Source organism: Sphaerisporangium sp. NPDC088356 (assembly GCF_040685555.1).
GTDB lineage: Bacteria > Actinomycetota > Actinomycetes > Streptosporangiales > Streptosporangiaceae > Sphaerisporangium.
The window spans coordinates 24668-37842 of record NZ_JBFBIK010000072.1; the positions used below are offsets into that span (position 1 = coordinate 24668).

Consider the following 13175-nt stretch of genomic DNA (forward strand, 5'->3'; position numbering starts at 1 on the left):
GTGGCAGGCAACCTGACCCGTGACGAAGCCCGGGAGCGGGCCCGACTGCTGAAGGTGGACTCCTACACGGTCGAGCTCGACCTCACCGAAGGCGACGAGCGGTTCGAGAGCATCACTACGGTCCGTTTCTCCTGCACCGAGCCCGGGGCGAGCACGTTCATCGACCTGGCCGAGGCGAAGGTCCGCAAGGCCGTCCTGAACGGCGCGGAGATCGACGTGACCGCCTACGACCTGGAGACGGGCCGTCTGCCCCTTTCGGGCCTCTGGGCGAGCAACGAGCTGCAGATCGACGCCGACTGCACCTACATGCGCAGCGGTGAGGGCCTCCACCGGTTCGTCGACCCCGTGGACCAGAAGGTCTACCTCCACTCGCAGTTCGAGACGGCCGACGCCCACCGCATGTACGCCTGTTTCGACCAGCCCGACCTCAAGGCCGCCTTCGAGCTGACCACCCTCGTGCCCTCCGACTGGGAGGTCGTCTCCAACGCCGCCCCCGACTCCGTCGAGGAGCTGGAGGAGCACCGCGGCCGCCACGGCACGCTGCAGACCGCCAAGCGCTGGCACTTCCCGCCCACCCCGGTCATGTCGACATACATCACGGCCCTGATCGCCGGGCCGTACGCCGTGGTGCGCGACGAGCACGACGGCATCCCCCTCGGCGTCTTCTGCCGGGCCTCCCTCGCCGAGCACCTCGACGCAGGCAACGTCATCGAGGTCACCAAGCAGGGCTTCGACTTCTTCCACAGGGTCTTCGGCATGCGCTACCCCTTCGGCAAGTACGACCAGCTGTTCGTGCCGGAGTTCAACGCGGGCGCGATGGAGAACGCCGGAGCGGTGACCCTGCTGGAGGACTACATCTTCCGCTCGCGCGTCACCGACGCCGTGGTGGAGCGCCGCGCCGAGACGATCCTGCACGAGATGGCCCACATGTGGTTCGGCGACCTGGTCACCATGCGCTGGTGGGACGACCTGTGGCTGAACGAGTCGTTCGCGACCTACATGTCGGTCCTGTGCCAGGCCGAGGCCACCCGCTGGGGCCAGACGGCGTGGACCACGTTCGCGAACGTGGAGAAGTCCTGGGCCTACCGCCAGGACCAGCTGCCCTCCACGCACCCGATCGCCGCCGACATCCCCGACATGCAGGCCGTCGAGGTCAACTTCGACGGCATCACCTATGCCAAGGGCGCCTCGGTCCTCAAGCAGCTCGTGGCCTACGTCGGGCTCGACAACTTCCTGGCCGGCGTCCGTGACTACTTCGGCGAGCACGCCTGGGGCAACACCGAGCTGAAGGACCTGCTGACGGCCCTTGAGCGCACCTCGGGCCGCGACCTGTCGTCCTGGTCGAAGGAGTGGCTGGAGACCGCCTGGGTCAACACGCTGCGCCCGTCCTTCAGCGTCGACCCCGAGGGCCGGTTCCTCAACTTCGAGGTCCTGCAGGAGGCCCCGGCCGACTACCCGACCCTGCGGTCGCACCGCGTCGCCATCGGCCTCTATTCCCGGGTCGAGGGCGCCCTGGTCCGTGTGAAGCGCGTCGAGCTCGACGTCGTCGGCGCCCGCACACCAGTCCAGGAGCTGGTCGGAGAGGTCCAGCCCGACCTGGTCCTGATCAACGACGACGACCTGACCTACGCCAAGATCCGCCTCGACGAGCGCTCCCTGCGCACGCTGATCGACGGCGGCATCGCCGGCTTCACCGAGTCGCTGCCGCGCGCCCTGTGCTGGTCGGCCGCGTGGGACATGACCCGCGACGCCGAGATGGCGACGCGTGACTACGTCCGGCTGGTGACCTCCAACATCCACGCCGTCACCGACATGACGGTCCTGCAGACGGTGATCCGCCAGGCGCGCGTCTCCACGCAGCAGTACGCCGACCCGGCCTGGCGCGAGACCGGCCTCGCCGAGCTGTCGGCAGCCCTGCGCGGCCTGATCGGCTCCGCGGAGCCCGGCTCCGACCACCAGCTCGCCTACGTCAACGCCTTCACAGCGGGCGCTACCTCCCCCGGCGACCTGGCCTTCGTCCAGGCCATCCTCGACGGCACCTCCGTCCCCGAGGGCCTGACCGTGGACGCCGACCTGCGCTGGACACTGATCCACGCGCTGGTGTCGGGCGGGGTGTTCACCGCCGACGACATCGCGGCGGAGCTGCGGCGCGACCCGACGGCCACCGGCGAGCGGTCGGCGGCACTGTGCCAGGCGGCGATCCCCACCGCCGAGAGCAAGGCCGACGCGTGGGCCACCATCACCGGAGGCACGCTGAGCGGCGCGGTCCTGCGCTCGACCGTCGTCGGGTTCATGGACCCCAACCACGTCGACCTGCTCCAGCCGTACGGCGATCGCTTCTTCGACGAGGTCGGCCGCATCTACAAGAGCTGGACCTCCGACAGCGCCCAGCGCTTCGCGACCGGCTGCTACCCCACGCTGCTGATCGACGCCGGCACGGTGGCGAAGACTCAGGACTACATCTCCTCCTCCGAGCCTCCGCACGCGCTGCGCCGCCTCCTGCTGGAGGGCGCCGACAGCATCAGCCGGGCCCTGCGCGCCCGCGCCAAGGACGCCTCGGCCGCCTGAGGCCCGCCTCCCGCCACATCCCCGCAGGCCGGCCCGAGCCCCAGGGCCGGGGCCCGGCCCGCCCGCCCGAGGAACACACCCTCCTTGAGGCCCGGCCCGCCCGATGTCCAAGTCCGGTTGGACGTCAGGCGGGCCGGTCGGCTTATCAACGGCGTTGTAAGCGGGTTGCAAGCACGTCACGGTGCTATGGGGCCAGAACCGGCAGCATCCGTTTACAGCGGGCCACGGCAGGTCTACTGTGCGCGCTGTCACCGTACGTCAGGGAGGCCCCCCTTGATCACCCTCGTCGTCGTCGGCATCCTCGCCCTCGTCCTCATCCTCGTCGTCGTCACGACCTACAACGGGCTGGTTCGCAAGCGAGGGGCGGTGGACAACGCCTGGGCGCAGATCGACGTGCAGCTCAAGCGGCGCCACGACCTGATCCCGAACCTCGTCGAGACCGTGAAGGGGTACGCCTCCCACGAGCGCCAGACCCTCGAAGCGGTGATCGCCGCCCGGCGGCAAGCCGTTTCCGCCCAGGGCCCGCACGATCAGGCCGCCGCCGAGAACATCCTCTCGGGCGCCCTGAAGAACCTGTTCGCCCTCGCGGAGGCCTACCCCGACCTGAAGGCCAACCAGAACTTCGCCGCACTGCAGGAGGAGCTCGCCAGCAGCGAGAACCGCATCGCCTACTCCCGGCAGTACTACAACGACGCCGTCCTGGCGTACAACAACGGCATCCAGACGGTGCCGGCGAACATCGTGGCGGGCATGACCGGCTTCCAGCAGCGCGAGTACTTCCAGGCGCCCGGCGAGGAGCGCGGCCCGGTCCAGGTCCGTTTCTGACGCCGCCCCGCGATGATCTACGTACTCGTCGCCGTGGCCGCCCTCGGCCTCTGGCTGCTCCTGCTGGCCACGCTGGCCTTCTCCACGCGCAACCCCGACATCGACCCGGGGCCGCCCACCAGCGAGCTTCGCGACGAGTCACCCGCGCTGGTGGATCTGATCACCGGCAACTGGCGTCTGTGTGACGAGGCCGCCTCCGCCACCCTGCTCGACCTGGCCGCGAAGGGCGCGGTGCAGATCGAGGAGATAGGCCCCGAGCTGTCCCTCGTACGGCTCCGCGAGCCCCGCACGCCGCTCACGGCGTACGAGAAGCTGGTCCACGACCACGTGCGGTCCCTCGCGACCGACGGGGTCGTGGCCACCGGCGCCCTGGCCGAGGGCGCGAGGAACCTCACCCGCTGGTGGAAGAGCTTCCGCAGGAAGGTGATCGCGGAGGCGCGGGAGAAGGGCCTGTCGCGGGCCCGCTGGAGCACGGCCCAGGCGGCCCTGCTCACGGTCGCCGCCGCGGTGCCTGCCGCCGCCCTCGGCGTCGCGGTGAGCGCGACGGCGGACACCGGCCACAAGGACGGGGGCTTCGGCGCGGCCATCGTCGGCTTCGCGCTGCTGACCTCGCTGATGGGAAAGCTGAACGGCGAGCGCGGCACGGCCGAGGGCGCCAGGGTCGCGGGCTACTGGATGGGGGTGCGCGCGCACCTGGCCGCCAACCAGGGGTTCGCCGAGCAGCCGGCCGCGGGCGTCACCATCTGGGGGCGGCATCTGGCCTACGCGGCGGCCCTCGGCCTGGCGAGACGCGCGGTGACCAGCCTGCCGATCAGCGTCCCCGCCGACGACAAGCGGGCCTGGTCCGACTACGGCGGCATGTGGCATGTCGTCAACGTCCGCTATCCGCGGCGCATCATGTGGGGCCGCCCGCCGTGGCCCACGATCGGGCGCGGCCTGGTCGCCGGGCTCGCGACCGGGTTCTGGCTCTGGTTGCTCGGCGTCGTCGCCCGGGCACTTCTCGGCTGGCCCGAGTCTTTGGTCACGCCGGTGGCCTACCTGGGCGCCGCCGCGGCCGCCGCGGTGCCGATCGCCTTCGCCGTCGCGGACCTGACCGGCAAGACCGAGATGGAGGGCCAGATCGTACGGCTGCGCGCCATCCAGGTCGGCTCCAACGGCGACAACCAGCCCAAGTACGCCTACTGGGTGGCGCTGGACGACGGGCACCTGCGCGACGTCAAGGCCTTCGGCATCGAGGAGGGGAAGTGGAGCCGGCTGGCCGAGGGCGACCGGGTGAGGGCGCGCGTCGGCCGCAGGATCGGCTGGGTCGACGAGATCGAGGTCCTGGACCGCTCGCGGCACCGCGACGCGTCATCGTACGACGACACCGGCGAGCTGCTCCTCAACGCTCCGGAGAACCTCGGCGAGGTGCCGGTCCTCGGCCGCTCGCACCAGGCTCCGGTGAAAGGGGCGGGCGGCGGCGCGCTCACGGGGACCGGTGAGGGCATCGGCCACGGCGGCCCGGCGGGTGCGGGGGCCGAGGCTTCCGGCGGCGGGGGCGCGGACGGCCGTACGGCCGCTCTGGTCACGCCCGGCGACCTGCGACGGGCACTCGGCATCACGGTCGGCCCCGCCGGGCCGTACACCGAGGCGCTGCCCACGCCCCCCTGGCTGGCCGTGCGGTCGTGCCGCTACGAGACGACCGGCGGGACCCCGGTGACCGTGGACGTGCACGCGGCGTCCGGCGCGAGGGGCGGCTACCTGATGGTCCTCGGGCACCTGCTGACCCGCGTCGAGGGACGCCAGATCTCCGGACTGGGCACCGGCGCCATGCTCTACCCGGGGGTGGTCTCCGCGCGTACGAGCGAGGGCACCTTCGCGATCCACGTGCACTCCCCCGCCGGCCCGCCGCCCGAGGACGCGCTCGTCGACCTGGCCCTCACCGCGGCGGCACGCATGGAGGGGAGATCGCCGGTCGCGTGAGAGGGTTACCAGGTGAAATCGCCCCTCGATCTTCTCACCGAGCTCGCCCGGCGGTACGCCTTCGGCGACCTTGGGGCCCTTGCTCCCAAGGTCGTGCCGGAGGCCGTGCTGATCCCGGCGCTCTGCGAGTTCGGCCAGCGGCTGCTCACGCTCGACGCCGAGGATTTCGCCACGGAGGTCGACGCGAAAACCGTCCCCAGCGCTCTGAGACGCCGCGCGCGTGACTGCCACATGCCCCAGACGCCCCGCGAGCAGCCGCGCGGCGCCCTCGCCTCCCTCAGGCCCGCCTACGGGCTGCTGCTGGAGGTCATCCAGGTCCGCTGGGAGCGGCGCGAGCTCAGCTCGGTGATGGCGGCCCTGCACATCGCCGGCGAGTACCTGCCGCTGCTGGCCTTCGAGCCGGCGCTCGGGCACGCGGGCGATCCGGCGCGCTGGCCCGAGGGGCTGCGCGCCGAGGGCAGCCGGTTCGGCGTGATCGGCGACCGGGAGTGCGACCACACCAAGCCCGAGAAGTCGGCCGCCGAGCGCACGCTGCGCGTCGCCCACGAGCCGCCCGAGGGCTGGCGGGCCTACTTCGACCGCCAGCACAGCCAGCTCGCCGGGGCGATGGCGACGTGCGTGGCCAAGTGCCGCAGGCCGTGCACGGCCATGGAGTGGATCGCCGCCGAGGCCCGCGAGAGCCTCGGCCTGCGCTGCAAGGTCGCGCTCGCGTTCGCCGAGACCCCGTTGGTACGGCTGCGGCACGCCGCGCCCGTGGGTCACGGTTTCGGCGTGCCCTCGTCCGAGGAGGTGCTCGACGCCTGGGCGCGGAGCCGGGCGCACCTGGACAAGAACGGCGTGGGCCACCGCGCCACCCACGACGACGGCTTTCCCCTGCCGGGCCTGCCCAGCCTGTTCTCGGCGATCGCGGGCACGACGATCGAGCCCTCGACGCTCCTGGCGGACGTCGCCGGCCAGTTGGTCGCGCTGATCGCCGGCCCGGTGGCCCGCGGCGCCGCGTCGTGACCGCCGGTCACCAGACGGCGGGCCGCCGATCGGCCCAGAACCCGCCCACCGCCGCCTCGACCTGCGCGGAGAGCGAGATGAGCGTGGCCTCGTCGCCGAACCGCCCGGCGAGCATCACACCGATCGGCAGGCCCCCATCGGTCCAGTGCAGAGGAAGGTTGACGGCGGGCTGGCCGCTGACGTTGTAGATCGCGGCGAAGGGGGCGAACCGCTCCATGCGGTGGAACGTCTCCTCGGGGTCCTCGACGTCCTCGAACCAGCCGACGGGCACCGGCGGCTGGGTCACGGTGGGGCTGAGGACCGCGTCGTACTCGTTCATGACCAGGAACCCGAAGCGCGTCGCCGTCTGCAGCGTGGCCTGAGCCTGGAGGAACTCCGGAGCGGTGGTCGCGAAGCCCCGTGCCCTCAGCCACCTGGTCAGGGGGCGCAGTTTGGGCTCCAGCGAGGGGTCCACCGGGTGCATGCAGGCGAAGCAGAACCACAGCTTCTCGAACTCGCTCACGATCGAGGGGTCGAACGGCGGCGGCATGTCGACGACCTCGTGGCCGAGCGACTCCAGCAGCGCCGAGGCCTTCTCGTAGGCCTCCATGACGTCCGGATGCACCTTCGAGCCCGGGACCACGGGCGTGGCGTTCCTGCCGATCCTGAGGCGGCCGGGCTCGCGCGTGACCGCCTCGGTGAAGCCGACCGGCGACGGCGGCGCGACGTACAGGTCACCGGGCTGGTTGTGGGCCATGACCTCAAGGAGCGCGGCGGCGTCGGCCACCGTGCGCGCGATGGGGCCGTTGGTCGACAGACCCGCCAGGTCGGGGACGATCGGCGCGAAGGAGATGCGCCCGCGGGTCGGTTTGATGCCGTACAGGCCGCAGACCGAGGCGGGGATGCGGATGGAGCCCGCCCCGTCGCTGCCATGCGCCGCGGGGGCCAGCCCGGCCGCGACCGCCGCCGCCGCTCCCCCGCTCGAACCGCCCGCCGACCGTGTGAGGTCCCACGGGGTGCGGGAGGGGCGCGACACGTACGTCTCGGTGTAGCAGGGGAGGCCGAACTCGGGGGTCGCGGTCTTGCCGAGCATGATCGTGCCGGCGTCCCGCAGCCGCTCGACCACGCTGTCGTCGACGGGCGCGACGAAGCCCTCGTAGGTGGCGGAGCCGAAGTGGATGGGGACGTCCTTGACCAGGTTGAGGTCCTTGATCGGAATCGGCACGCCGAGCAGCGGGGGCAGATCGGCGCCCTCCAGGGCGAGGGCCTCGGCCTTTCGCGCCTCGTCGAGCGCGCGGTCGGCGGTCAGCGTGACGAACGCCCCGACCTCCGGGTCGAGCCGCTCGATGCGCTCCAGATAGTGCTTGGTGATCTCTACCGGAGACAGCTCCAGGGATCGCACGGCCGCCGCCTGCTCCAGGGCTGTAAGATCATGTATGTGCGCCACGCTTCCGCACAGTAGGGCCTGTGAGCACCGGTTATCTAGAGAGAAAAGAGTTAGATACCCGGCTTTTCGCCTTACAATGCGGGAAGGGACGGCCACAAAAATGTGAACTAGCCAACACTAGGCACGCTCTTGAGCGTCAACTACCGTGAGTTACGTGGATTCCGGTCTAGAACCTGATGACGGTCACAATACGTCACCCATATGGGTGAGTGAGCGTCCCTCGGAGCCGAAATCTCGGCCCCCAGCTCCTGAGCCGACGTACGCGCCGATCGAACGCGCGTCCCTGCTCGGGCTGCTTCAACAGCCCAGATACCGGCATCTGCGGGTGCGCGCCCTGATCGCCGCCGGTGCGGGCCTGGTCGTCGGCATCCCGATGTGGAGCTGGCGGCTCGGCCTGGTCGCGGCGATCATCGCCGCGATCGCCGACACCGTCTATCGCGCGCGTACGGCCTCAACGGTCGCGCCCTGGCGCCGCGCCTCGGCCGCCGAGCGGCGCACCGAAGCCCAGCTGAGGAAGCTCGAGAGAAGCGGCTACCTCACGCTGCACGCGCGTGCCATCCCCGACAGCGACGCCCAGATCGACCACCTGGTCGTCGGCCCGACCGGGGTGTACGCCGTCGACTCGGAGAAATGGGACAAGCGGCTCCCGGTACGCGTGCAGTCGCACCGCAAGCTGTTCCACGGGCCGTTCAACCAGAAGCCGCGCCTCGACGAGGCCCGCTGGGAGGCGTCCCAGGCGAGCGAGCTGATCACCAGGGAGCTCGGCCGCGAGGTCACCGTGGTGCCGTCCCTCGCGATCTACGGCCCGGCGATCCCGTGGAAGATCCTCAACATCCGCGAGGTCGACGTCTTCGACGGCAGCCGCGTGCGCAAATGGATCACCAATCGCGAGCGCTCGCTGACCAGCGACGAAGTCGAGGAGATCTACGCCGCCGCTGAGCAGGTCCTCCCGGCCCGCTACCCCGAGAGCTGACCGCCTAGAGGGTCCTTCGGGGTTCCCGTCATCGTCCACCACTGCCCCCGGGAATCCCGAAGGATCTCATCCCTCGCCGCCGTCCCCCCCGATGCGCTCCGGCCTGCGGGACCTGCCCGCGCCGGGCGGCATGTCCACGCTGTGGACCGCAGGTCTCGTCAGGCGAGCGGTGGCCGTACCATTTGAAGACTCAGCGTCGTCGGATGGGAGAACGGTCATGCCGGCCCTCAGATCTCGTACGGTCACTCACGGCAGGAACATGGTCGGGGCTCGTGCCCTCCTCCGCGCCACGGGGGTAGCCGGCGAGGACTTCGGCAAGCCGATCATCGCGGTGGCCAACAGTTTCACCCAGTTCGTTCCCGGCCACGTGCACCTTCGCGAGGTGGCCGAGGTGGTGGCGAGCGGCGTTCGCGAGGCGGGGGCCATCCCGCGCGAGTTCAACACCATCGCCGTCGACGACGGCATCGCCATGGGCCACGGCGGCATGCTCTACTCGCTGCCCTCCCGCGAGCTGATCGCCGACGCGGTCGAGTACATGGTCAACGCCCACTGCGCCGACGCGCTGATCTGCGTCTCCAACTGCGACAAGATCACCCCCGGCATGCTGCTCGCCGCGTTCCGGCTCAACATCCCAACGCTCTTCGTCTCCGGCGGTCCCATGGAGGCCGGCAAGACGACGTCGGGCCGCAAGCTCGACCTGATCGACCCCATGGTCGCCGCGGCGGACGACAGCGTCTCCGACGCCGAGCTGCTCGAGATGGAGGAGGCCGCCTGCCCGACCTGCGGCTCGTGCAGCGGCATGTTCACCGCCAACTCGATGAACTGCCTCGCCGAGGCGATCGGCCTCGGGCTCCCCGGCAACGGCACCACGCTCGCCACCCACAAGGCCCGCAAGGGGCTCTTCGAGAAGGCCGGGCGCCAGATCGTCGAGATCACCAAGCGCTACTACGAGCAGGACGACGAGTCGGTGCTGCCGCGCAGCATCGCCACCCGCGACGCCTTCGAGAACGCCATGGCGCTCGACGTGGCCATGGGCGGCTCGACGAACACCATCCTGCACCTGCTGGCGGCGGCCCGCGAGGCGGGCGTCGACTTCGGGCTCAAGGAGATCAACGAGGTCTCCCTGCGCGTGCCGTGCCTGTGCAAGGTGGCGCCCGCCACGGCGAAGTACCACGTGGAGGACGTCCACCGGGCGGGTGGCATCCCCGCGATCCTCGGCGAGCTCGACCGGGCGGGGCTGCTCAACCGCGACACCCACAGCGTCCACGCGGCCTCCCTCACCGAGTTCCTCAACGAGTGGGACCCCATGTCCCCCGGCGTGACCGAGGAGGCGCTGGAGCTCTGGCACGCGGCGCCCGGCAACATGCGCACGGTCAAGGCCTACTCCCAGAACGCCCAGTGGGAGTCGCTCGACCTCGACCGCGCCGAGGGCTGCGTCCGCGACATCGAGCACGCCTACACCCGTGACGGCGGCCTCGCGGTGCTCTACGGCAACATCGCGCCCGAGGGCTGCATCGTCAAGACGGCGGGCGTCGACGAGTCGGTGTGGAGGTTCAGCGGTCCCGCCGTGGTCTTCGAGTCGCAGGAGGAGGCCGTCGAGGGCATCCTCGGCGGCAAGGTCTCGGCCGGTGACGTCGTGGTCATCCGCTACGAGGGCCCCAAGGGCGGTCCGGGCATGCAGGAGATGCTCTACCCCACGAGCTTCCTGAAGGGCAAGGGGCTCGGCAAGGCGTGCGCGCTGGTCACCGACGGGCGGTTCTCCGGCGGCACCTCCGGCCTCTCGATCGGGCACGCCTCCCCCGAGGCGGCCGAAGGCGGCATCATCGCCCTGGTGGAGGATGGCGACCTTATCGAGATCGACATCCCCGGCCGCGGCATCGAGCTCAAGGTCTCCGAGGCCGACCTGGCCGCGCGCCGCGAGCGGCTGCTGGCCGACCTCGGCAGCTACCGCCCACGCGACCGCGACCGGCCGGTCAGCGCCGCCCTGCAGGCCTACGCCGCGCTGACGACCTCGGCCTCCACCGGCGCCTCACGCGACCTGTCCCAGCTCTCTCGCTGATCATCTGAGTGGTACGGCTCCGCGTGAGCCGTACCACTCACTTTCGCGTCAACCGTTCTCCCGCGGCGGTCCCAGGGGACAGTAGGCCGTCACCCCGAGGTAAAGAACAGTCGCCTCCCGGATGGCCGTCGCGAGGTCCGGTGTTCGAAAAATGTCGGTGGCGGCGGGTAGTCTTCAAGTATGGCCAACGTCACCACGCCGCTCCTGACGACCGCCGAAATCGCCGCTCTCGCCCTGTCTCTGGCCCATCTGGGGGAGGGCCCCCAGGCGGTCACCGCCCGCCGGGGCCTGCGCAACGTGTTCGAAAACCTCGACTTCGGCGACGACGTCATCGCCGAGACCCTCGACACCCTCACCACGCCGCTGCCGCCCGACGTGGCGAGGCGTGCCCGCACGATCGCGGGCGCCGTGACCGGCCGGCAGGTGGTGCGGCTTCACTACCGCGACGCCGGCGGCCGGGTCACGTCCCGTGACGTCGAGCCGGTCACCTGCCTCGTCCACCGCGATCACTGGTATCTAGTGGGGTGGTGCCGCACCAAGGCCGGCATCCGCGCCTTCCGGTTCGACCGCATCGTGGCGGTCGAGCCCACGCTGGTGCCCGCCCGTCCTCACCGCGCCGAGCGCTACCTCCCGTTCCAGCGAAGGAAGGTCACCGACCGCCACACCAGCCGCACTCCCTCACGCGTAACCGACCGCCGCTCCGCCTGACCGCCCCGGCCCTCACACTCAACGGCCGGTCACGCCCGGCGACCGACTCCACGCCGGTCGCCGGGACACCAATGGACGCCGGGTGGGGAGCAGTAAGCGCGGGTCGCCGCGCCGGCAAAGGACGCTGGGTGGGCCAGCGCGGGTCGCCGGGTCGCCGGGGGACGCTCGGTGGGGTCAGCCGCAGCAGCCGCCGCCGCAGCAACCTCCGCCACCGCCGCTGGGGCGAGGCGCCGAGGCGCCGCCCGTGACGGCGACCGTGGACAGGAGCTTCACGGTGTCCTCGTGCCCCTCCGGGCAGAGGGCGGCCTCACCCGAGGCCGCCATGGGCCGGGAGAGCTCGAACGTGGATCCGCAGGCACGGCAGCGGTAGTCATAACGCGGCATGCCATCAGGGTACGACGTCCCAGGCCCCTCGGGACGGGTGAGGGAGGAGCGCTTCCAAGGGACCGATGTGGGGCCGGGTCAGGCGGCCGTTTCTATCAGGTAGGGGGCCCACTGGGGGTCCCCGTCGAATTGGGCGCCGATCAGCCGCCAGTGGACGCCGTGTGGCACCACAGGAGTGACGCGGAGGGACCAGCCGATCTCCTCCAGCAGCCGGTCGGCCTTGCGGTGGTTGCACGGCATGCAGGAGGCGACGCAGTTCTCCCAGGTGTGCAGCCCGCCTCGGGAGCGGGGCAGCACGTGGTCGATGGTCTCCGCGCGCTGGCCGCAGTACGCGCAGCGGTAGTCGTCCCTGCGCATGAGCGCGGCCCTGGTCAGCGGGATGCGTGATCGGTAAGGGATGCGGACGTAGCGCCGGAGCCGGATGACCGACGGCACGTCCACCGTGCACGAGGCCGAGCGCAGCACCGCCCCCCGGCCGTCACGGTGCACGACATCCGCCTTCTCTCTGATCACCAGCACCACGGCTCGGTGCAGGTTGAGAGTGGTGAGCGGCTCGAAAGTGGCGTTGAGTAGCAGGACCTGGCGCATCAGCGGGCATCTCCCGCCGTGCAGTCCGTAGATGGGGATGCGCCGCGGCACACCCCGGTTTGCGGCCCGTCGTCTTGGGCTCCAGATGCTTCCGTCACGTGGACCTCCGCCGGACGGCCCAGCGGATGGGTTCCACGGCACCGCCCTTCAGCAAGTGTGGCCTTTCGGTCGACTCTCCCGCCACCCCAATTAACGGTCGTGTCTTCCGGACCCCGCCTTCCGGTTTATGTCCGGTTCACCCCGCTTAGCAAACCTATTAGGCAAAGATCACTCCTGAACCGTGATGATCTGCCGCTTCCGCCACAAGCGAAGGGCTGGCCAAAACGATGTCTCACGACTGGTAACGGGGGTGCCATAAGCTCGCCTACATGACGCGAGAGCCGTACCCGAACGCACGCCGTGACGACGTGGTGGATCATTACCACGGCACGCCGGTGCCCGACCCGTACCGCTGGCTTGAGGACTCCGAGCAGCCCGCGGTGAAGGAATGGCTCGACGCGCAGGGCGAGCTGTTCACCAAGGCGATGGCCGCGTCGCAGGCGCGCGAGGGCTTCCGTGCCCGCATCGCCGAGCTGGTGCGCTCGGGCACGGTCGGCGCTCCCGCGTGGCGGGGAGACCGGCGCTTCTTCATGCGCCGCACCCCCGACCAGGAGCACGCCGTGCTCTACACCGTCGGC

General features: G+C 70.8%; 10 protein-coding genes and 1 pseudogene. 8 read left to right on the forward strand and 3 right to left on the reverse strand.

Annotation, left to right across the window (positions count from 1 at the left end; all coding sequences use genetic code 11):
- The 4 genes from pepN to AB0O34_RS24185 all read left to right on the forward strand — a co-directional run bounded on the left by pepN (position 1) and on the right by AB0O34_RS24185 (position 6360).
- A complete protein-coding gene (gene pepN, locus AB0O34_RS24170; RefSeq protein ID WP_363918882.1) occupies positions 1-2568 on the forward strand; it encodes an aminopeptidase N in 2568 nt (855 codons plus the stop codon).
- Between the two features lie 273 nt (positions 2569-2841).
- The gene (locus tag AB0O34_RS24175) at positions 2842-3393 is read left to right on the forward strand and encodes a LemA family protein (protein WP_363918884.1); all 552 of its coding nucleotides are present in this window, start codon (positions 2842-2844) and stop codon (positions 3391-3393) included.
- A 12-nt stretch (positions 3394-3405) separates the two neighbouring features.
- Positions 3406-5355: a hypothetical protein gene (locus AB0O34_RS24180; protein WP_363918886.1), complete on the forward strand. Its 1950-nt coding sequence runs from the start codon at positions 3406-3408 to the stop codon at positions 5353-5355.
- Positions 5356-5367: 12 nt separating this feature from the next.
- Positions 5368-6360, forward strand: coding sequence for a hypothetical protein (locus AB0O34_RS24185; protein WP_363918888.1), 993 nt, complete (start codon positions 5368-5370; stop codon positions 6358-6360).
- A 7-nt stretch (positions 6361-6367) separates the two neighbouring features.
- Here the strand turns inward: AB0O34_RS24185 and AB0O34_RS24190 are convergent, their stop codons facing one another.
- Entirely contained in the window at positions 6368-7786 is a 1419-nt protein-coding gene (locus tag AB0O34_RS24190; protein ID WP_363918889.1) for an amidase, read from the reverse strand.
- 205 nt (positions 7787-7991) lie between these two features.
- On the opposite strand from AB0O34_RS24190, the gene AB0O34_RS24195 reads away from it, so the two are divergent.
- The 3 genes from AB0O34_RS24195 (at position 7992) to AB0O34_RS24205 (ending at position 11526) form a co-directional block, all read left to right on the forward strand.
- A complete protein-coding gene (locus tag AB0O34_RS24195) occupies positions 7992-8759 on the forward strand; it encodes a nuclease-related domain-containing protein (protein WP_363918891.1) in 768 nt (255 codons plus the stop codon).
- Positions 8760-8976: 217 nt separating this feature from the next.
- Positions 8977-10818: a dihydroxy-acid dehydratase gene (ilvD, locus tag AB0O34_RS24200; protein WP_363918893.1), complete on the forward strand. Its 1842-nt coding sequence runs from the start codon at positions 8977-8979 to the stop codon at positions 10816-10818.
- 180 nt (positions 10819-10998) lie between these two features.
- Positions 10999-11526: a WYL domain-containing protein gene (locus AB0O34_RS24205; RefSeq protein WP_363918895.1), complete on the forward strand. Its 528-nt coding sequence runs from the start codon at positions 10999-11001 to the stop codon at positions 11524-11526.
- A 174-nt stretch (positions 11527-11700) separates the two neighbouring features.
- On the opposite strand, the gene AB0O34_RS24210 is transcribed toward AB0O34_RS24205, so the two are convergent.
- Positions 11701-11910 carry a zinc ribbon domain-containing protein gene (locus AB0O34_RS24210; protein ID WP_363918897.1) on the reverse strand — a complete coding sequence of 70 codons (210 nt, stop codon included), beginning with the start codon at positions 11908-11910 and terminating at the stop codon, positions 11701-11703.
- Positions 11911-11988: 78 nt separating this feature from the next.
- The gene (locus AB0O34_RS24215) at positions 11989-12498 is read right to left on the reverse strand and encodes an HNH endonuclease (RefSeq protein ID WP_363918899.1); all 510 of its coding nucleotides are present in this window, start codon (positions 12496-12498) and stop codon (positions 11989-11991) included.
- Positions 12499-12866: 368 nt separating this feature from the next.
- Between AB0O34_RS24215 and AB0O34_RS24220 the strand changes: the two are divergent.
- A pseudogene (locus tag AB0O34_RS24220) lies at positions 12867-13175 on the forward strand (S9 family peptidase); the annotation flags it as partial.

What these genes read in the sequence shown, in the direction of transcription:
- ilvD (WP_363918893.1), top strand. Translation starts at nt 8,977, where the DNA reads ATGCCGGCCCTCAGATCTCGTACGGTCACTCACGGCAGGAACATGGTC.
- AB0O34_RS24215 (WP_363918899.1), bottom strand. Translation starts at nt 12,498, where the DNA reads ATGCGCCAGGTCCTGCTACTCAACGCCACTTTCGAGCCGCTCACCACT.
- AB0O34_RS24210 (WP_363918897.1), bottom strand. Translation starts at nt 11,910, where the DNA reads ATGCCGCGTTATGACTACCGCTGCCGTGCCTGCGGATCCACGTTCGAG.
- AB0O34_RS24180 (WP_363918886.1), top strand. Translation starts at nt 3,406, where the DNA reads ATGATCTACGTACTCGTCGCCGTGGCCGCCCTCGGCCTCTGGCTGCTC.
- AB0O34_RS24205 (WP_363918895.1), top strand. Translation starts at nt 10,999, where the DNA reads ATGGCCAACGTCACCACGCCGCTCCTGACGACCGCCGAAATCGCCGCT.